The sequence below is a fragment of the Paenibacillus sp. GSMTC-2017 genome, assembly GCF_016019935.1.
Lineage (GTDB): Bacteria > Bacillota > Bacilli > Paenibacillales > Paenibacillaceae > Pristimantibacillus.
On sequence record NZ_JAECMT010000002.1, the window covers coordinates 117,380 to 138,439 of the forward strand.

The 21,060-nt window shown below is 38.3% G+C and carries 20 protein-coding genes; 5 read left to right on the forward strand and 15 right to left on the reverse strand.

All coding sequences use genetic code 11. The annotated features are described in order from the left end of the window. Positions 1-21: 21 nt before the first annotated feature. On the reverse strand, positions 22-1,197 hold the full coding sequence (locus tag I6N90_RS07755; RefSeq protein WP_197934962.1) for a PstS family phosphate ABC transporter substrate-binding protein: 1,176 nt from the start codon (positions 1,195-1,197) through the stop codon (positions 22-24). 184 nt (positions 1,198-1,381) lie between these two features. Here I6N90_RS07755 and I6N90_RS07760 point away from each other — a divergent pair, with 184 nt between their 5' ends. Continuing rightward, positions 1,382-1,528 carry a hypothetical protein gene (locus I6N90_RS07760; RefSeq protein WP_197934963.1) on the forward strand — a complete coding sequence of 49 codons (147 nt, stop codon included), beginning with the start codon at positions 1,382-1,384 and terminating at the stop codon, positions 1,526-1,528. Between the two features lie 63 nt (positions 1,529-1,591). On the opposite strand, the gene I6N90_RS07765 is transcribed toward I6N90_RS07760, so the two are convergent. The 8 genes from I6N90_RS07765 to I6N90_RS07800 all read right to left on the reverse strand — a co-directional run bounded on the left by I6N90_RS07765 (position 1,592) and on the right by I6N90_RS07800 (position 11,100). Next, entirely contained in the window at positions 1,592-3,427 is a 1,836-nt protein-coding gene (locus I6N90_RS07765; protein WP_197934964.1) for a polysaccharide deacetylase family protein, read from the reverse strand. Positions 3,428-3,436: 9 nt separating this feature from the next. Then, positions 3,437-4,795 carry an MBOAT family O-acyltransferase gene (locus I6N90_RS07770; protein ID WP_332262426.1) on the reverse strand — a complete coding sequence of 453 codons (1,359 nt, stop codon included), beginning with the start codon at positions 4,793-4,795 and terminating at the stop codon, positions 3,437-3,439. 116 nt (positions 4,796-4,911) lie between these two features. Next, positions 4,912-5,337 (reverse strand): GNAT family N-acetyltransferase, encoded by a 426-nt coding sequence (locus tag I6N90_RS07775; RefSeq protein ID WP_232242770.1) that lies wholly within the window; start codon positions 5,335-5,337, stop codon positions 4,912-4,914. Between the two features lie 441 nt (positions 5,338-5,778). Then, entirely contained in the window at positions 5,779-6,036 is a 258-nt protein-coding gene (locus I6N90_RS07780) for a hypothetical protein (protein ID WP_197934966.1), read from the reverse strand. A gap of 1 nt (position 6,037) precedes the next feature. Continuing rightward, positions 6,038-8,641, reverse strand: coding sequence for an ABC transporter permease (locus tag I6N90_RS07785; RefSeq protein ID WP_197934967.1), 2,604 nt, complete (start codon positions 8,639-8,641; stop codon positions 6,038-6,040). Beyond that, a complete protein-coding gene (locus tag I6N90_RS07790) occupies positions 8,638-9,321 on the reverse strand; it encodes an ABC transporter ATP-binding protein (protein WP_197934968.1) in 684 nt (227 codons plus the stop codon). The genes I6N90_RS07785 and I6N90_RS07790 overlap by 4 nt, the downstream gene beginning before the upstream one ends. 92 nt (positions 9,322-9,413) lie before the next feature. Then, positions 9,414-10,415: a sensor histidine kinase gene (locus I6N90_RS07795; RefSeq protein WP_197934969.1), complete on the reverse strand. Its 1,002-nt coding sequence runs from the start codon at positions 10,413-10,415 to the stop codon at positions 9,414-9,416. Between the two features lies 1 nt (position 10,416). After that, positions 10,417-11,100 (reverse strand): response regulator transcription factor, encoded by a 684-nt coding sequence (locus tag I6N90_RS07800; protein WP_197934970.1) that lies wholly within the window; start codon positions 11,098-11,100, stop codon positions 10,417-10,419. A 567-nt stretch (positions 11,101-11,667) separates the two neighbouring features. On the opposite strand from I6N90_RS07800, the gene I6N90_RS07805 reads away from it, so the two are divergent. Further along, positions 11,668-12,627, forward strand: a complete 960-nt coding sequence (locus I6N90_RS07805) for a cation diffusion facilitator family transporter (RefSeq protein ID WP_197934971.1) — start codon at positions 11,668-11,670, stop codon at positions 12,625-12,627. A 137-nt stretch (positions 12,628-12,764) separates the two neighbouring features. Next, complete coding sequence (locus tag I6N90_RS07810; protein WP_197934972.1) at positions 12,765-13,310, forward strand: GrpB family protein; 546 nt, start codon at positions 12,765-12,767, stop codon at positions 13,308-13,310. Positions 13,311-13,408: 98 nt separating this feature from the next. Here I6N90_RS07810 and I6N90_RS07815 read toward each other — a convergent pair whose 3' ends face one another. After that, positions 13,409-14,089: a serine/threonine protein kinase gene (locus I6N90_RS07815; RefSeq protein WP_197934973.1), complete on the reverse strand. Its 681-nt coding sequence runs from the start codon at positions 14,087-14,089 to the stop codon at positions 13,409-13,411. Between the two features lie 339 nt (positions 14,090-14,428). Next, positions 14,429-14,998, reverse strand: a complete 570-nt coding sequence (locus tag I6N90_RS07820) for a hypothetical protein (RefSeq protein WP_197934974.1) — start codon at positions 14,996-14,998, stop codon at positions 14,429-14,431. A gap of 164 nt (positions 14,999-15,162) precedes the next feature. Between I6N90_RS07820 and I6N90_RS07825 the strand changes: the two genes are divergently transcribed. Then, complete coding sequence (locus tag I6N90_RS07825) at positions 15,163-15,963, forward strand: (2Fe-2S)-binding protein (protein ID WP_197934975.1); 801 nt, start codon at positions 15,163-15,165, stop codon at positions 15,961-15,963. A 54-nt stretch (positions 15,964-16,017) separates the two neighbouring features. Here the strand turns inward: I6N90_RS07825 and I6N90_RS07830 are convergent, their stop codons facing one another. Further along, complete coding sequence (locus I6N90_RS07830; protein ID WP_197934976.1) at positions 16,018-16,758, reverse strand: EcsC family protein; 741 nt, start codon at positions 16,756-16,758, stop codon at positions 16,018-16,020. A gap of 281 nt (positions 16,759-17,039) precedes the next feature. On the opposite strand from I6N90_RS07830, the gene I6N90_RS07835 reads away from it, so the two are divergent. Further along, positions 17,040-17,417 carry a hypothetical protein gene (locus I6N90_RS07835; RefSeq protein WP_197934977.1) on the forward strand — a complete coding sequence of 126 codons (378 nt, stop codon included), beginning with the start codon at positions 17,040-17,042 and terminating at the stop codon, positions 17,415-17,417. 103 nt (positions 17,418-17,520) lie between these two features. Here I6N90_RS07835 and I6N90_RS07840 read toward each other — a convergent pair whose 3' ends face one another. From I6N90_RS07840 to I6N90_RS07850, 3 genes are all read right to left on the reverse strand, one after another. Beyond that, complete coding sequence (locus I6N90_RS07840) at positions 17,521-19,347, reverse strand: APC family permease (protein WP_197934978.1); 1,827 nt, start codon at positions 19,345-19,347, stop codon at positions 17,521-17,523. Between the two features lie 132 nt (positions 19,348-19,479). Continuing rightward, entirely contained in the window at positions 19,480-19,911 is a 432-nt protein-coding gene (locus I6N90_RS07845; protein WP_197934979.1) for a YciI family protein, read from the reverse strand. A 353-nt stretch (positions 19,912-20,264) separates the two neighbouring features. Next, positions 20,265-20,999 carry a DUF1361 domain-containing protein gene (locus I6N90_RS07850; RefSeq protein WP_197934980.1) on the reverse strand — a complete coding sequence of 245 codons (735 nt, stop codon included), beginning with the start codon at positions 20,997-20,999 and terminating at the stop codon, positions 20,265-20,267. Between the last annotated feature and the right edge of the window lie 61 nt (positions 21,000-21,060).

The window sequence follows — 21,060 nt, forward strand, 5'->3', positions numbered from 1 at the left end:
GAAAGACACCTCATCTAGTTGTTAGGGTATGGATATCGGTGTATAGCCGGTTTTCTCTACAAGTTCTTGCCCTTGCTCCGAAATTATCCATTCGATAAAAGGTTCGACATTCGGATTGTCAGTACCTGCCGTAACAGCATAAAAAGGACTAGAAAGAGGATAACTTGCATTTGCTATGTTTTCTCTATTTGGTTCTACACCATCTATTTCTAGCAACCGAATATCACCGTTTTTGACCATCTGTGTGGAATAATATAGGAAAGAGTATCCGATCGCATTCGGATAATTTCGATAATCTGCTGTTTGCTCGATGATACCTCCCATCCCTCCAGCGACATTTTCTATTGGTGGTGTCATTAGCATTTTATCTTTCATTAAACGTTGTAGTGCTGATTGACTACCGCTACCTTCTGGTCTTTGAAATGCTCTTATGTTTGCATCTTTGCCACCCAATTGAGACCAATTCGTTATTTCCCCAGCATAAATGTTTTGTATTTGTTCCTTCGTTACACCTTTAACAGCATTTTTAGAGGAAACAAAAAAGACAAATGCTTCACTACCTATTGGCGTTAGTTTAAACTCGATCCCCATACTTTTTGCCCTTGCTAGTTGGTATTCTGAAGGTGCAGCTGCAAATATGAGATCAGCTTTTCCTGTTAAAAGATTTTCATACGCTTGAATCGTTTTCGATACTAAAACTTCACTTTTATTATCATATGAACTATATTCCTTTTCTGGATAGACTGCTTGAACAAATGCAGAATACAACGGATACAAAGCTGTCGCTCCATCTAAGATTGGGAGATCTTCATTAATCTTAAAGGTAGATGTTCCCTTTAATTTTACAGCCATCGACCCTTGTGTAAACGGTTCGTAGTCATATAACTTTACTTCAGTTTCTACAATTTTTGTGAATCTATCATGATAACTTTTTTTTATTTCATATCCTGCAATGAATACAATTAAAATGAGTAGTAACGTTCCAGCCCCTTTAAAAAAATATTTTTGCTTTAACCATCCACATAACCCAAAGATTAAAGTAAGAATGATTACTGCTGTGGTCCAAAACACGACTGAAGTATAAAACGTACTACTATTCCCAAAAGAAACCATCATATAAACGATAAATCCAGCAAAAATAATTAATGGAATACATATAATGGCAACCATTACTTTATCAAAAAGAGTAATTTTCATTATGTACTAAGCCCCCGTTTCCCCATGTATTTCCATCATAAGGAAGTTAGACAGTGATGAACAGTACCATATTCGTATGGTACCATACCGCTCATTGGTTCACATTGCCACGATAATCTCCTAAGGCATCGGGAAAACTAAGCTTGTTACTAAATCAGTTTAATTATCGAATGGAGGTTATTACTTGGGGCGCCATAAACATCAAACATCTGCAGGTAAAAATCATGCTTATGCAACAAACTCAAAAATAGCCGAAAATAACGTTGCCGCATCTACTTCCGAGCATCGAAATCAGAAGGGACATATTCCTAACAGTCCTTCCACTGGCTAAACGACACAAAAAGGCTATCGACAATCCCATTTAGGGAACGTTGATAGCCTTGATCAAATACGCTTATTTTCCTTGAAGTTGCTTAACTAACTTTTCGCTAGGTACTTCTGGTCCACCATTGATACGTTTCAATGCGAATAAACTTTCCGGATTACCTTTTTCAATTACGCTGATGCCTGTTTTTACTGTCAGAGTAGAACGGTACCCTAAATCTTTAAGCATCTGCTCTGATTGGTGGGAATAATATCCGAATGGATACGTGAAAATAGTTACTTCTCCACCAATGAATTGTTCGATTTGACCTGCCATCTTATCAACGTCAGTAATAAAGTTTTTACTATATTCACCTGCAGTTTCCTCTTGTTTTGACAGAACCCCATTACGAACGTTTGGATCATCTGGATTAGTTTCATGCATATCGAAAGTATGATTTTGAATATCGATAACACCTGATTTTTCCATCTCCCTCGCTTGGTCCCATGTAAAATGAGGATAAAACTGCTTGCCAGGCAAACGATGCTCATTCCGCCCAACAGACCAGCCGATGATCGAAATCGTTGCGTTCATATCTAGTTCTTTCAGTACAGGATAAGCATATTCGTAGTTGCTTAAATATCCGTCATCGAATGTAATAGCAACCGGATTATCCGGCAATTCCTTCTTTCCATCGACATAATCAATGAGATCACTGATCAACACAGCATTGAATCCCGCTGCCTTTACAGCTTCCATATCGCTCTTAAACTTAGCAGGAGGCGTTATAAGTGAATTCGGCTCATATGGATCGTCATCAATATGATGATAAACAAGAATTGGAATTTCCTTTTTTTCTGATGCTTTCACAACAGGACGAGTAAATGCAACTTCCGCTCGTTTGCTCACATTTTTACTCGTTGTTAGATGTCCAAATCCATTTGGCACATAGACGTCAGAGTCTTGGAAAATATAGCCAAGCATCATTTTGCCTACTGAGTTACGATAATGCATCGTATCATAGAAATATCGCGGATCACTGCTAATTGTACTATAGCCAGAGAAATCCCAGAAGTCTGTCACGTTAGCGAGCTTCGTCCAATATTGTTTTAAAGAATCCATATCGTAACTTAAAAGTTCTTGATCAGATGTTGCTCCTGTTATTAACCGGAAAGTTGCCCCATTTGCTTCTGCGTATTCTTTCATACGTTTTAGTGCTTCTACATTTCTGTCCAAAGCAACTGCTTCTAATTTGCCAAACGGAGCAAATGCTGCCTTGTTAGCTAACATGTAGTCTTCTAGAACATCAACTTTCTCTGCATCTCGTTTTACTTTGTTGTACACACCTGTTTCAGGAATGAACTGAGAGTATTCAAATGGATCTATCGCTTTTTTGAAGTAGCCTTCAAGTTTCGAATATCCATAAGATGGATTAAGCTTTAAATAGTCCACATAAAACTTTATTTTTGACTCACCGGATACTTTAGCGTGTAAGGACTGTTTAAAATCAGTCGCCTTTTCATTAAAGTGGCTAATCTCCTGTAAACTCATATGGAGTACAATATTTTTCGGTTTGTACTCATCCATAATATAGATCAAAGTCTTCTCATAATCATGGAAGTCACCGCCATACATGAGCATACTGTAGAAGCTAGCATCATCTCCGTAATACTTGTTCAGAAGCTCCGGTGAAATCGATCCCGATTTCGAGCCGCCAATAATATAGGAATTGTACTTTTCGTGATTTTGGTCCAAATAACTAATTTTCGCTACACGCGGATTGTTAACCATATTGTAGGAATGCCACTTCAGCACTTTGTCGCCGAACACACCGAACGGATCAACAACATAATTGAACCCTGCAACTACTGTTACAGCGAGTGCCAAGGAGGTAATAAACGCGATTATCCATTTGCGTAAAGTCATTACGTCACCTCAGAACTGGAAATATAAAAAATTGGATACGGATGTCATTTGTGTAAGCGAGATGCCAAGCAGGAAAGCTGCTGCGACAGCATGTCTGATTCGAGGTTTAAAGTCCTCTGTAAGCTGTCCAGTGTTGCGGGCAAACAATGTGATGGCGAGGCCAATAACTAGTAACACAATCGTGTATGCGTTATAAGCTGCAAACGTCGTTATTTTATCAATAACCATTGTTACATTCATGCCAGCAAAGTCTTGCAAGCTAACCATCTTTTTCATCACTTCCCAAGCTTCAGCACTTGAGTCAGAAACGAAGAGTATCCGAGTACCCACAACACCTGCAAACGTCAACGTCCATGCAAGAATGAACGGAAGTTTAAATTTGTTCCGGTACATAAAGTGAGACATACAAACGAAAATACCGTTAATTAGTCCCCAGAAGATGAACTGCCACCCCGCTCCATGCCAGAATCCCGAAACAAAAAACGTCATCATGACTGCAAAATAGAAGTTGAAACTTCCGCTTCCTTTGCGATAGAAACTACGGAATATGTAATCCGATAGAAACTTCGATAACGTCATATGCCAACGCTGCCAATATTCACGGAAGTTTCTTGCTTTGTACGGCGAGTTAAAGTTGTGCGGCAATCGAATGTTGAACAATAATGCTAGTCCAAGTGCCATATCCGCATAACCCGATAGATCAAAATAATAAGAAATCGTAAAACCAACTGATGCTAACCAAGCCGTTAATGTGTCACCTGCACCAACATTCGCATAGAAAGCTGTCGCATAACTCGTGAGTGGATCGGCTAACATAATCTTTTTTGCACAACCAATGGAAAATAAGAACATCCCCATCATAATGTTAGTTCCATTAAGGAATCCCATACGCTTGTCCTGATATTGAGGAATAACGTCACCATGATGAACGATTGGTCCTACAATAAGTTGTGGGAAAAACGTAATGAACAATAGAAAATCAATGATCGGTGTTTCTTTCGTATGTCCTCGATAGCAATCGACCAAATAGGCGATTAGTTGGAACGTATAGAAAGAAATACCGAGAGGCAATACGATCTCAAGTAGTGGAAAACCTTGTCCGCTAATCATATTAATATTTTCGATGGCAAAGTTTGCGTATTTGTAATACCCGAGAAAAGCGATATTTAACAGTAAGCCTATTGTGATGAGCAGTCGTTTACTCCAATTGGCACCCTTCCGCCCTGCTCGAACAATAAGACTTCCTATTGCAAAATTGACGAAAATATCAACAATAAATAACATAACAAAGTTGCCGCTGCCTTGTGCATAGAAATAGATGGATGCCATCACAAGCCAAAGCTTTGCAACGTTTTGCAGTCTAAACACACTAAGTAACCTATAGACTAAAAATGTAATCGGCAAAAATATAAATATAAACGTATAGGTAGAAAAGATCACGAGGTCAACCTTCTTTCACTCATATACATGAAAAGCAGCTATGTCTATAATTGCTTAATCATTCGAACATGGGGAATATTTTCCTCCAAAAATTCATTAGAATCCACCGTATACCCTAGTTTCACATAAAATCCAGAAGCTTGTGTCTGAGCATGAAGCTTTGCTTTTTCTAAGCCCAGCTCTCTTGCCACTTCCTCAAGCTCTGCCATAATCGCTCCTCCGATTTTATGTTTTCGGTACGACTCCAGCACACAAATTCGCTCGATCTTTGCAACGCCTTCTACCTGGCGTATTCTACCCGCTCCAGCAGGTTCGCCATTATATCGTACAAGTACATGTTTGGCTTCGTCCTCATACTCGTCAATCTCTACTTCTTCTGGTACACCTTGCTCTCTAACGAACACATCTTTACGGATACGGTAAGTCTCGTCCAATTGTTCTTTTGTCTCTACACGATGTCTTGTAATCATGGCCTTATGCCACTCCCTTCATAATTTCCATCTCTATTATAATAGCTTCTGCACGAATTGCCAAAAAAGATCGAAATTTCTCGATTCGAGCAGGTAGATGCTTCAGATTGAAGTGACACCAAATAATATTCAATATTACCATTTACACACATGTATTATGTATATTTTTTGAACTTGTTTGTTATTAGTTTATGCCCGTTAGTTGAGAAAAGGCAGCCGATTTAATCCGGCTGCCTTTTCCTGTTTGATTATTGAACTATCGTATCCCATTAACAATGATAAATTAGCCATCTGCCATAGTTGGAACTATCCTGCCAGTTAGCTCAACAAGGCTGTCGATTTATGCTATGCTCCCCTAATAGCAGCAGGTTTTTTATTATTTCACCTGTCTACAATTTGGGTTGTATATCCGACGCTGGGCAGTCACTTCTTCATACTTTTTTAACGCGAACCTTTCGTCAATAAAGAATGCTTCATAAAAACAAGCTTTACCTTTTGCTTTTGATAAACATGTCGTTCATCAAAAAACTCATTATCTTTAAAAAGGTCAATTAAAGCCTTAGTAGCGGCTTGCATAGCTAGAGCTTCATCTTCGAGCAAATAATAAGCGACTTGATAACCGTAACCTTCGTATTGCTTCAATACGTCTGCCTTCCGTTTCACCTCTAGGTGCTTAGTCACTCCCCTATCAACGGCCACGCTAGATGCTCTCCTGCTTTAGAGCATCTATAATATTTTCTTTTTTCACTTTGGAGCTGGAGTATAACATGGCTGAAGTAACAATAACAAAGACAGCAACAATAACATAAATAATACTTATCCAAGGAAGTGCAAACTGATAGCTAAAGCTGTTCATCAATGACTTGTGAATGAGGTACATCACAACTACACTGATGGGCAGTCCGTAGAGCAATGACTTTATACCATAAAAAATACTTTCGTAATTCATCATTTTATTAAAACCTTTTGGTGTCATACCTACAGATTTCAGCATAGCAAATTCCCGTTTTCGCAGTGTTATACTCGTCGAGATTGTATTAAATATATTCGCAACCGATATCGCTGTAATAAGCAGGATAAAACCATAAGTGAATACAGACATTAAAAAAATCATCTGTTCTTCCTGTTGTCTACCTTGAAACACATTGTAAACATTCATATGGCTCTCTTCCATCTCTTCTATTTCCTGTTGAGTAGCCATTGGATCATCACTTTTCAGGTATAGTTTTAAATAGCTATGAGCATTATTCATATCCTCAATCAGTTGATTCATGACTTGCTCAGATCCAATGATAGTTATATCTCCTAATCCCCCTGAACTAACCCCCATTGGAAACTGGTCCGTTAATTGAGCGATTTTCACTTTTTTAAGCTTCGTCTCTAATCCTGCTTCCCCTTCTTTAACGAACAAATCTAAGTGATCACCAAGCTTTTTATGAACCATCTTGGTTTCAACATACTTCCCTGCCACTGCATCCTCATAAGGGACTGTATCAATTACAATGGCTGACAAATTTTTCGGATCAGGATCAATAAGCTGATTATAATCTGCACCTACTTGCTTGGCATAAGCTTGAAGGTTTTTGTGATCTAATGCATGGAAAGTAATAAAGTACTGGTATTTCCCGTTATTTAAGAGATTGGGATCTACTTTTACCTGTTCTTGCAACTCTTTAGCGATTTCTGCCTCAGGAATCCATGCGTTCATTGATATTTGTTTCGTAACACTATATTCCGTTATATCATCCAGAGAAGTTATCGCGTTTAATACTCGATCACTTATTTCCCCACTCCCTGTTGATACTTGTATATCAAAATTCACACCACTCTGTGACAACTCAAGCGATTTCTTCATATTATCAGTGAAATAAGAAACGGCTAAAAAGAGAACGATGCTAATGACGAGTGAAAATACAGTTGCTTGGTACCTTCGTTTGTTTCTTTTTAAATTTTTTAAACCAATTTCAGCTTCAATGCCAAATAGCTTACGAATAAACTTCGATGTCTTCACTACCTTACCTGTAAGTTTAATATCTATGGATTGCCTAATGGCATCAATAGCAGATATCTTAGATGCACGCATTGCCGGGATATACGTGGATATAAATATCGTCAATATGGAAACTGCACAAGCAATCAGAATGGAATAGGGGGTAACAACTAAAGATAACTTTTCAGTTACCCCCATCGCTCCTTTGATTGTGGAGTTAATGAACGAGAACGTTATACTAATTCCAATAAGACCACAAACGATTCCAATTGGAATACTAATCGCACCAATAATAGCTCCCTCAAAAAAAACAGAGTTTCTCTTTTGTCTTTTCGTAGCCCCAACACTCGATAGCATGCCTAAATGGCGAGAGCGCTCTGAGACCGAAATAGCAAAAGCATTATATATTAATGAGACTGATCCAACGACAATAACTCCCATAATTATGGCGCTTAATGAAAAAAGAGTTGCTTGCAATCTATCATTGTTCGTTACACCGTAGTATCGCAGCAAGCTTTTATTATAATTAATGGACTTTATATCTATATTATTTTCCTTCGCCAACGTTTCCGCATGCGTGTACAAGGATTTTTTCACATTCTTTAGTACTACAGATGCATCTACGGTTTCGTTTGCTTCAATCAAGCTTTCATCGACATAGGTTACGACCGTATAACCGGGCGCCCATGTTGGCTCCCATATGGGACGCTTTATGAATCCTACAACCGTATAACTTGCAGTTATTTTGTTTTTTAATGTTTCATCAATTGAATCCGTATTTAATCCAATGTTCTGATCGAGTAGTTGCTCTTCACCCGAACTATTTGTGTAAATCCGTTGACCGACTTCAAGTGTTAATCGATCACCTATCTTATATTCTACTTTAGCGTTTGAGGCAATTTCCTCTGACAAAACGACCTCATTCTCGGCTTGCGGAAAACGTCCCCTATTTAGTTCAATCGGAAACTGTTCAAAGCCTTGATCATTATACTCCTTGATAAATAAATAAGGCTTGTTTACATTTTGTGACCCTGCTAATGGAGCGTAACCGCGATCTTTTGTGATAACAACACTTTTTGTTTCTCCATCTTTTTGGATCGCTTCAAGCTGATCTTTATTTACATCTTTATAAAGAACATGCCATTCTCCATTGTCGGCAATCGACTGCTTTTTCATTAAGTCCAAAAAAGATACACCAAGCGTTACTACAGCTGTTACCATTGCGACTGAAATGATGACGCCAATCATCGTAACGAGCGTACGTCTCTTATTTTGCTTCAAATGTCTGATCGTTAGTTTATTTACAATGTTCATGGACGAACCACCTCATCCTTGGCGATCCTCCCATCTTCAATCACAATCACTCGGTCTGCTTGCAAAGCAATTCGCTCGTCATGGGTAATGACAATTAGAGTCTGATTGAAGGTTTTATTGAACATTTTTAGTAAATCGATAATTTCACTGCTATTTTTACTGTCTAAATTTCCCGTTGGCTCATCAGCCAGCATAATAGCTGGATTGCTAATAAGTGCTCTACCGATTGATACCCTTTGCTGTTGGCCGCCGGAAAGCTGATTGGGCAGATGGCCTAAACGGCTTTGTAGATTTAACGTCTTCACGATATCATCAAATTGCTTTTTATCTACCTTATGTTCATCAAGAAGCATCGGCAGTGTAATATTCTCTTCAACAGTGAGAACCGGAATAAGGTTATAAAATTGATAGATAAGACCGATTTGTCTACGTCTAAAGATCGCCAGCTGTGTTTCATTCAATTTATAAATGTCTGTATTTTCAATGAGCACCTTACCGCTTGTTGGTCTGTCCACACCGCCTAACATATGAAGGAGCGTTGATTTCCCAGATCCTGACGGACCAATAATAGCGACAAACTCACCTTTTTTCACTGAAAAAGAAACATCATCAAGTGCCTTTACTGCCGTTTCACCTTTTCCATAAATTTTAGACAGACGATCTATTTTTAATATCTCCACTTTAAAACCTCCATGAATTAGCTGTTGGTTTTAGTATATCTGTCTCTAATGACTATCAAGTGACTTATAAATGACAGTTTAGTCACTTAACCTTATATGATCTGTTTATAAAACTTAATTCGGAACTGTGTTCCGCTCGATGGAAGGCTTTGAACCTCTATATGTCCGTTTTGGCTAGTTATAATACTGTGAGCCATCGCAAGACCAATTCCGATACTACCTTCACTAGCATTTTTCCCCTTATAGAAACGCTTGAATATATAAGGAAGATCTGCTTTTGGAATTCCTACGCCATTATCAGTAATGTGCATCTCCGTATACAGCGCATTTTCTAAAAAAGAAATCGTGATCATTCCGCCGTCCTGCGTGTGCTCTACACCATTTTTAAAAATATTGATCAAAGCTTCAGCTGTCCAATTTAAATCACCTACAAAAGAAACGGATTCTTCACCCGTTATCGACACCGTTATTTGCTTAACTTCTATCGGAATTTGAACAGACTCTAATGCTTTATAGATAAGCTTTCCTACCGCTATTTGATCTTTTTTGAAGGGTATTGTACCTGCATCAATTTTTGAAAGTTTTAATAAAGAAGATACAAGCCATTCAATCCGTTCAAGCTGAATCCGAATATTCCGTGTAAATTCTGTTCTTTTAACTACCGGCAAATCAGCGTCGCTTAATAAATCTGCCATCATCATCATGGAGGTAAGCGGGGTTTTGAGCTGATGAGAAATATCCGAAATAGCATCGGTAAGCTTGAGTTTATCTTGTTGAAGGATAGAGCTATGTTCCGACAATCTTAGAGTCACCTTATAAATATCATTTTTTAATATACTAAGTTCACCTTCTTGATTATCACGAACATCTAGCGCATAATCTCCACCGCTAATTTGTCGTAAGTATCCTGAAAGCCTTTCGATCTCACGATATCTCCATCTCGTATGTAATAAGCTGCATGCAATTAGGAGTATAGAAGTAATGATAATGAGTACCACAGCAGCAAATGAAATAAAAGCAGCGACAGCAATAGCCGCTAGACTGATTAAGCACATCACAATGCATTGGATTTTAATCTCTCTATTACGCAGCATACTAATCACCAACCTTATAGCCTAAGCCGCGTACTGTTTTAATAATTTTCGGATTTTGCGGATTATCCTCTAGCTTTTCCCGTAGCCTTTTGATGTAAACCGTTAATGTATTATCATTCACAAAATCGCCCGCAACATCCCAAATCCTCTCAAGCAGCTGATTTCTTGAAAGAACCTGTCCGATATGGTTAGCGAAAATAAGCAATAAGCGATACTCTAAAGCAGTCAATAGAATTTCATCATCTTGTTTGTAAACTTTACCTTCGAGCGTATTAATTCGGACATTTTCGACTTCAATTATCGCTTTCGTTTGTGGCTGCTTCTGGTATCTGCGCAGCACCGATTTGATCCGCGAGAGAAGCTCACGAATACGAAAAGGCTTCGTAATGTAATCATCTGCGCCCATATCAAGTCCCATTACAACATTGACCTCTTCATCAATTGCCGTTAAGAAAATAACCGGTATATCGCTGCGGTCCTTTACTAGCTTACATAATTCATAACCACTACCATCAGGCAGTGACAAATCAAACAAGCATAATGCGAATTGATCAAGTTCGTCTGCTAGTACCTTTTTTGCTGAAGCAACATCATAACAAATTACAGTAGTGAATTGATCCTGCTGCAATGAATATTCAAGTCCAGATCCGATCGTTTTATCATCTTCCACAAGCAATATTTTCATATGATTATCATCCTACCTTTATTTTACTTTGAGAAAACAAATGAAGTCATTTATTGTATCATATTTGATACAATGCCTTAATGCTAGATTATCTTCCTACAGAAAAAAGATCGCGCTCCTACCTGATGTAGAAACACTACCCCTCTGACTAACTTCATTTTTACCCAGCTTGTTATACCACATTTTCACGAAGGATTATATCCATCTGATGGCACGTTTGTAGAGGTAATCTTCAGTGATGGTGTTACAAATACGGATGATACTAATAACGATTGACTTTTGATATAACCACAACTATTACTAAGAATACCATTCTATCTGGTATATCTTAGAGAAATTTAGGTGATTTTTGTGAGTGAAACACTCGAATAGCCACGTTATCGTGATCTGAATCAAGGGGTATGTGCTGAAGCTCCCATCCTTCGCTCACTTTGGGATCGTTTTGATTTTTCCTTGCTGTTAACATTTATTCTCGTGAACTGCAAAAGTCATGATCCAGATTGAAGTGACAATAAATAAAGAATATAATGTCTTAAAAAGGTTTAAATATGGAGGAATTGTTAATTTATGAGCAATTGGATCTCGTTAATTAAAAAAGGCAATACCTCTTCTGCAACAGCAGCGTTAGGAAATACTGGTCTTGCTATTATTAAAGCAATCGCTGCATCAATAAGCGGCAGCGGTACAATGTTTGCGTCAGCTATGCACTCCGTGGCAGATGCGATCAATCAAGGTTTTGTCTTCATAGGTAGCGTTCTTGCTGAACGAAAGCCTACTGAAAAATTTCCAACTGGATTTGGTCGGGTAGTCAATCTCTTCTGTATGATTGCCGTTATCGTCGTTACAATTATGGCGTACGAAACCTTCCTTAAGGGCATTAAGCTTCTTAAGCATCCAGAAGAAGCAACCAACTTTTGGCTTAACTTTATCGTATTGATGATCGCGATAATAATTGATGGTACTATTTTGCTCAAAGCGATGAAAGAAATTATAAAGGAAACACGGGCAGATGCAAAAGGTTTAGGTATCGTTTCTTCTGCATTTCGTAATGCAGGAAGAGCTGCTCCTCCTACTCGCCTTGTCTTTTATGAAGATATAGTCGCAACACTCGGTGCTATATTTGCGCTTCTAGCTGTTATTCTTGCGGAGTTTACTTCGTTCAAACTTATGGACGGAATTGCGACCGTTTTGATTGCTTGCTTAATGATTGGTGTTGCCTTCAAGGTTGGCTACGATAATATGGTCGGGTTAATTGGGGTGGCAGCTCCTAAAGATGTTGAAGAAAGAATAGGGTCGCTTATTCTGAATGATCCCGATGTAACTGATATTGGACAGATGAGAATTGTACAGGAAGGTCGTAATTATCATGTAGAAGCTTACGTAGAATTACGTAAAGGATTTTCACTCGCGGAAGCTACTGAGATCAATTTGCGGATTCGTACGAAACTAATAGCCGATTCTGATGTCGCTGATGTCACTTTAGGCATTATGGATGACAATGGTATCGTGACTTGGAAGCGTAAATAACCTAATAGGAGTGCATCGTGGACGTATTCCAAGCGAAAGCTCGGTTGCGTTCTTTTTTTGTCTAACGATTAGAACTGCTATATAATCAATACACCTAAATATAATTTTCTAATATTTCGATCAGTAAAGGAGAATTTATGATAGATCATAGCAGTTCTGACGATTACCCGATCTGGGCATACGAAAAAGTTGAAATTGTATCTCCAAACCCTTTATGGATTGAAAAAGGTAAACAGGAGTCCGCGCATTTAATTCATCGCCTTTCTCCATTAGGAGTAATTGAAATTGAGCATATTGGAAGTACTTCCGTATTGGGTTTACCTGCTAAACCAATTATTGATTTAATGGCCAGCTTAAAACATTTCGATCAAATCGACAAAATCATTGATACACTATCAGACTATGGATGGCATTACGTTCCACCTGAATTGGATCTTAGACCGTGGAGAAGATTTTTTGTTAAAGTCAACAATGACAGACGTGTAGCTCATCTGCATCTTATGCATGAACATGAAGAACGATGGAACCAGCAACGAATGTTTCGTAATAAATTAATAAAAGATCCTACCTTAGTAAAACAATATGCTGCTCTTAAAATGGACTTGTCAAGCCAATATAAGAATGATAGAGAAGCATATTCCGAAGCGAAGAAAAACTTTATTATGAATGTGTTACATTCGTAGTCTTTTATTATCTAGCCTGGTTAGTAATGAACCGAATGTTCCATAATAACGCACAAAAAAAGAATACGTCCCCGCAAGTAGACGTATTCTTCTAATCACTATTTCATAAATCGTGAGAACAACTGACTTATTCTTTGTGCATATTCATCCAGATTACTACCCGCCTGGTCTAGTTTCCGATAACCGCTCTTAATTGAATCCAAAAGCCATGAAGGAATTGCTTTGCCTTCAATACTTGGATAAATCGTATCATATGCCCATACGAGATGCTCCCAGCGTTTGTCATCGCCCTCCACTACGTATTCAGAGACATCCAGCACTTTCCCACGGCCGCTTTGACTGATGACATTTTTAAGATGAATATCTCGTGGGTTAAGGCCGCGCTCGTACGCAAGTCTTCTTGCTTCCTCAACATCATCAATAACCGTCCTTGGCACTTCGATGCCTTGCAACAAACAATCCAGCAATGTTGGACCTGACTCGTAGCTGATGACTAAGTAGTTTCTACCCTCACCATAATACTCTGGGAAATAAGGAATTCCCTCTAATCGTTCATATACACTACGTTCCATCTCTTTTTTGTGCAGTGCTTGCTCTGTATATATTTTAAACGCATATGTTGGAGTTAAATCATATACAAACACGGCCGCATCGGTTCCAAGTCCGACACAATGCAATCCATCTGCATAACCGCTAATTGTTACTTCCTCATTCCGCTCGTTACCCTCAACCAAAATTTCTCGAATAGCAATCTCTGCTTTTTTCCATTCTTGTGCCATGCCAACTCCCCCTCTACCTTCCTATACCCCATTAATACGCTAGAATAACACGAAAGCTCCATATTAAACAGATCGGATGTTTACAATGAACAAGATAACATTGTATCTAGCCATATGTTTGACGATAGCTTTTCCCATAAGAAGAGTATACGTGTAAATAATGACTTTAATGAGCTTTTTAGACGATTGATGACTCGTACTTCACCTGAGTATGTGGCTGAAAACACCGAAATCTGGTTTCTATTTCGAATTTATAAATAGGTAAAGAAGGTGCCCCAAAGCCCATGGCTTTTGGGGCACCCTCATGTTCGATCCCTATAGATAAAGCGATTAGGCCAGTTAATTGTGAATCACTTTTTTCGTTATTTCTTTTCCTTGTTCATCGTAACCAACGATCGTTACATTTGTTGCAGTTTTTGAGTAATTAAATGGAATGACCTCTAAGAAATTTTGTTTACTTACCATTTTCTCAATTGATTCCTGACCATTTGAAACAATTAACTTATGTAATCCAGAATTCACCTTTACTCCTAATACTACACTTACACCTTCTTTTGCTTGGATTACTTTTGCTTGAATCGTTTCTTTTGAATGACTTGCTGAAGCAAATCTGTACCTATCAAATTTCCTAATTCGTGTAAACTCTGCTATTCCGAATTCACCTTCATAGGGTTGTACATCATACAAAGTAAAGACATGACCTTCAATTGATACGTTTTTCAAAAGGCGACTACTAGTACCAATGCTAATGTCCGTAGCGATTTGAATCTCCGAATCATTTGCACTAATATTGTTTACATCAAACGGTTCATTATCCTCTTTCAAAAATACATTCATTACGATAGAAACAGTTAAATAGATGAAACATAAAATACATGCCACATATATAACAGCCCTAAGTGATCTCATCGTTAACGCCTCCTCGTTCTATAGACTTATCTATACTAGAAAAAGTTGCCATAAATATAGATTAACCCTACTTATAATTGACAATGCAAGTACCCACTTCTATAATGATGTGTAGTTCTTTTATTGATAATGATAGTCATTATATATTATATAGGAGGCTTCACATGTCTAACGAGGTGGATTTCACACTAATTAAAACGTATTTTCACACTTCACCTGAAGGCGCTGATGCTCCATGCTTCGAACTTCACGCTCCACTCTTATTAGTTAAAGAACGTGCCCTAGAAGCTTTAAATGAAGCTGTTAAGCTCAGTAATGCTTCTGGGCTCGAGTTGCCTGCTTCCTTTACTGGCATGACGTTTTTCAATTTAGGCTTTATGAACCTCATTTTTGGTGCATTGTATAATCGCATGCTGCGACTACCTTTGAAAGCGATGACATTACAACTTGAAGCACATGACGACCATGCACATCTTGGTTATAAGTTGAATGAATTAGATTGGTTAATTGTACCAGAAGAACAAACAAGCCGTGAAGCGATGCTTCAAGCAGCTTGGATTGAATATATAAGAGAAACCGCTATTCCAGCAATAAATGGAATTGCAGATGCAGCTGATCTAAGACCAGATATGATATGGAATCAATTTGGCTCTGCGATCCATTCATCACGAGAATACTTAAGAGCTGCAGTACCTATCCCCGGTCTTGCTGACAAAATTGATGCAGATTTTTTGATCGTTGAAGCATTGCCTGCTGAAGTATTTAATCGCAGACGTAATCCTTTTGTACATAAACCTCGTTATTTACCTGATCCGTGGTCAGCACCTGATGGAACGTGCATTATGAAATCATCCTGTTGTATGTACGATCAACGTGATGATGGCATTAAATGTTATACATGTCCAAAATTGTTGCCAGCAGAGCGTGAAGAACGCCGGGTTAAAGTTCTTGCTGAAATATCGTAATCATGATGAAGCTGACGCCGAACGAAATTCGGCAGTCAGTTTTTTTACTCTAGATTAGCAATTAGCGCTATCCGACAATCTCCTTGTCCGAAAGCTGTTTATTGCGAACTTCCCTAATTCTTCAACGATGCTGTAGTTGGCCCATGCTCCTGCAACAGCTCCAATACCCGGCACCAGTGTCAGCATTTTGCGGAAGTCGATCGCATCCCTATATTCCTTCTGGAAGTTTTCCCAGTTCAACTCTTTGTAATATGCCGAATCTGAGGACCATTGAAGCTTTTCATTGTTCCATTCCCGAATCCGCTTCAAGATTTGTCTACGCCTCATATTCTCCGAGTATGTTAACTGGAATAGCGTTAAGATGAAGATTCGCTCGGAGAAAACATTGGTCGAATAGCCGTACACATGTGCAAGCTCGAATAGCATCTTCATCTTGATTGCGATAAGAGCTGGGAAATCTACCACGCTTAACAAAATCCCCCCAGCACCTGTTCCAGCTCCCTCGGCAGTAGCAATCTTTTGATATGTGGAGATGACTTGTTTAGCAAGCTCGTCAGACTGCTCCAATGTAAGTGAACTTTCAATGGTTCTCTTCGGTGTGTACTCTGCTCCAAACAGAGTCGAGCGGACTATAACTTTAACAGTTCCAGTAATTGTGTTCTGTACCTGGTCTGGAATTATAGAATTAATTTTGTTTCCGACCTTCTTTGATGCTTTCTCTAACATACCAGGTGTCTTGTAAAAACTGTTTTCCCAATCTTTTAACTCTTGCCACATTTTTTCCTCATAACTCATTCAGTTCCGCTCCTCCGTAAATCTTCATCTCTATTTTCCAAGTTTAATGCTTTAATTTCCAGTCTACAACTTTATATCCGATTCAACACATCATCTACATTGTAATCGACAAAAAAAACGCTTACATATATCATAAATAGCTAAACCGTACTAGATACATATAGAAATTGCCTATGTTAAAATGACGACATAGCACATATTTACAATTTTAGAAGGGTGAAGGAGGTGTTTTTTAAGCGTCTGTTGTAAACCGAATCAAAAAAATTAAAAGGAGCGTGAAGATGATGAAAAAAGTTTGGTTGTCTATATTGTTAAGCTCTGCGTTACTGATATCCGCTGTTCCTGTATCAGCTGTAGGTGTCAATGTTGCTGGTCCTGTAAGTGCAGCACCTAGTTTTTCTTGGTATGTCGCTGATGAAAAAAGTGTTACCGGTGGGGGTAAGCTAATCGTTGATGTTACTGGAAGCACTCATTACAGTTCCAGCTTTATATGGTGGGGTATCCAAATCAAAAATAGTAGTGGACAAATTGTATTCGAATCAAATGACATGTTAGATAGATACACAGTATCTAACCTCCCATACGGTACGTATAAGGTAGTCGTTTTAGCTCATGATTTTACTACTATTCACAGTCTTGATACGGCATTTCTACCATAACGACTGATTATAAGGAACTTATTCTAAAATACGGAAGTGCTGTGCGTGTATGTAATCATGCAACGATCACAGCACTTTTTCTTATACCTTCATATGTCTAATCCTATTTCTTCAAGTGATAAGGAACCGTCGTAACGATCACATTTCTCCGATATAACAAGTGCGCTCGAATTAACAGGCTGGATTGGTTGTGCAATATATTGTGCCAACCCTTTTTGGGAATAAATTGTGGAATGATCACAGTAACCTGATAATTCGACTCTCCCGCTTTCCTTTGAACTGTATCAATAAATTTAGTTAAAGGCTGAATGATGCTTCTATATGGTGAATGCAACGTTACTAATCTTATTGATGGCTGCCATTTGTTCCATTTCTCTTCAAATGCTGCCTCACTCTCCCGTTCAAACGGAATATGAACCGCAATAATCTGCTCCGCTCCAAGTGATTTCGCATAGTTAAGCGAATTTTCCACAACATGGGTGATACCAGCAACTGGTACAATGATGACATTCCCTTCAATCGGTATAGCTGCTTCACAAGTTGTAATTCTTAGCTGATCGGCTACTGCTTCATAATGTTTTCGGATACGATGGAACAGGAATATAATAATCGGTAAAAACACTAACACCGACCAAACTTGTGCGAACTTCGTTAAAAAGAACATCATCGTTACGATCAAGCTAATCGTCGCTCCTGTAGCGTTCACGATTAACTTGGGCAACCAGCCAGCAGGCTTTTCCCTAATCCATTTGATTACCATACCCGTCTGTGAAAGTGTAAAAGGAATAAATACACCTACTGCGTACAGCGGAATAAGATGTTCAGTCTGTCCTTTAAATGCGATAATCAACAAAATAGAAAAAAATCCGAGAATAATGATGCCGTTTGAATAGCCAAGCCGATCGCCACGCACCGTAAACATTCTCGGTATAAATTTATCGTTAGCTAAATTAACTGCTAACAATGGGAAGGCAGAATAACCCGTATTAGCCGCAAGAATTAATATTAATGCCGTTGTCCCTTGTATAAAATAGTACATAAAATTTCTCCCGAAAGTCTGCTCTGCTATTTCAGATACAACGGTAACATGATGCTGGGGACTTATCCCATAATAATAAGCCAGAAATACGATACCAGAAAATAGAATAGCAAGTAAAGTACCCATTGCTACTAGCGTTTTGGCAGCATTATGTGGTGCTGATTCTTTGAAGTTAGGAATAGCATTCGATATAGCTTCAACACCGGTTAGAGCAGAACTCCCTGATGAAAATGCTCGAAGCAGCAGAAACAAACTGATTCCCGCTACTGGCGTTCCAATTGATGTATGTAACTCAGGTGACACATTTCCTGCTAAGATGTTATAAATGCCGACGCCAATTAATATAAACAACGCTAACACGAACAAATAAACCGGATAAGCTAATACTGAAGCCGATTCCGTTACCCCCCTCAAATTCAGTATCGTAATAAACAATACAAATAAGATAGCTATGATCACATTATAGTCATGTAAGCTTGGAAACGCTGACGTAATCGCATCCGTTCCAGCAGAGACACTTACCGCTACGGTCAATATATAATCTACGAGCAGAGAGCCACCAGCTATTAGCCCGGGGTACAATCCTAGATTTCTTTTGGAAACGACATAAGCCCCACCACCATGAGGGTAAGCAAAAATAATTTGCCTATATGACAAGATAAGAGCTAGCAATAATATAAGAACACCAATAGCGATTGGAATCGAATACCAAAAAGCCGCGACCCCAACTGTTAGTAGTACAATCAATATTTGTTCAGGACCATAGGCCACGGAAGACAATGCATCAGATGATAAAATGGCAAGTGCTTTCGTCTTATTTAGTTTCTGTTCGCCGAGCTCATTTGATTTTAACGGACGTCCAATTAAAAATCGTTTAAAAGAAGACATCATTTCTTCATTTCACCCTCACCGTTTTGTTTGTATACTACCCCGCTATCTTTTCAATTAATCTTATATATAAAAATTTCACAGCAAAAAGACCACTTTAGAAGTGGCCTTATGACGAAAATCTTCAATTACAGCTTACTTTTTCAACTCTTCAACTTGTTTACGAAGTGCAATTTCTTTAGCGATCGATTCTGGATCCTCCGAAATGTCTTCAGCTTCATAAACTCTTCTTAATTCAATTTCACCTTGACCGAACCCATGTGGATCCGGCATACGTAGCGCCCATTCAATCGCTTCTTCTCTCGATTTAACGTCAATTAACGTATAACCTGCGATCATTTCTTTTGCTTCTGTAAAAGGACCATCAAACACTTTTGGTTTCCCACCTGCTTCTGGATAAGATATCCTAATGCCACTAGAGCTTGGGTGCAGCCCATCCGCAGCGAGCAATACTCCCGCTCTTACTAACTCTTCGTTATACTTTTGCATCGCTTCAACAAGTTCTGGGCTAGGCATTTTGCCCGCTTCTGAATCAGTAGTTGCTTTAACAATCATCATAAATCTCATTTTGAAAACCTCCCATTTTTTAGTGAAGCTTTTGTATACCATTTTAAACCTTCTCGTGTAAATAGTTGAGCTATAACGATTAAATAAAATGATGGCGTCGTAATGACTCCAACGATAAGAAACACTTTATAATTGCTCGGAAAGTAAATTAGCAAGTTGCACAACTGCTGGAAATTTCCTATAGCTGAATGCTCCTCCTACAAAAACGAGTGCCGGCCCTTAACCAACTTTGTCAAAAGCAATTTTTGTACCATCTGCTTAAGTTACTGTTTACATGGAAACTCCCCTTTATTGTTCATTTCCTTGCTTCTATATAAGACGACGAATAAACAATGACAATTTCGACATGCGAATTATTGTGATGAGCTCATACCATGGCCTTCTTCCTTCTTACTGTTGTAAGAAAATGTTCTGATTATTAAGTAACAAAATAATTGAACCAAAAACAGTAATAAAACAAATTTTATAAGCATGCTACTCCGGACGTACCAATCCCAAACCATTTCTTTTATAATCAACTCTGGTTCATCAAGAATATCCCAACTGTTCCATCTATTAAATCTTCCTATATAGACACCAATGCTACTTAGGAACATCGTAATGACTATAAACAAACCAGCCATATATTTATTAAAGACGTTACTTACTAATTGACTCATTTGATGAATCGTGTATGTAGATAGTATTAAACCAATTAATGCAGTAACAAAAGCAAGCGTTAGACTATACCAAAAGGGCATATCGTCCCAGAAAATCTCCTCACCTTGACGTTCAAAGTATCTAAAGCTGTGAATCATTTCTGTAAACAAATAAGCGGCATTCGGCAGAAAAAAAAGCCATCCAACACCTAAAATGAAAACTAAAAGTTTATTAACTAACGACCAGCTTGAGTTGTAAAGAAATGTGATAGCAATTGAAAAAAATATAGGAACCCAAGCTAAAAATATATCCCACGCCAAAAAACTATACATATTCGTATTTGTTTTGTTTTGCATAAGTTCTGCAACAACTAAGCAACAAACCGTTGCTAAAAGTAAAACAATTAAAAGTTTTATATTTACAAATGGATTAATACGAGATGTTTTCATTGGCTCTCCTTTGCTGAAATAATGATGGTCTACGGAATATTTTTATATCGTTTAGTTAGCT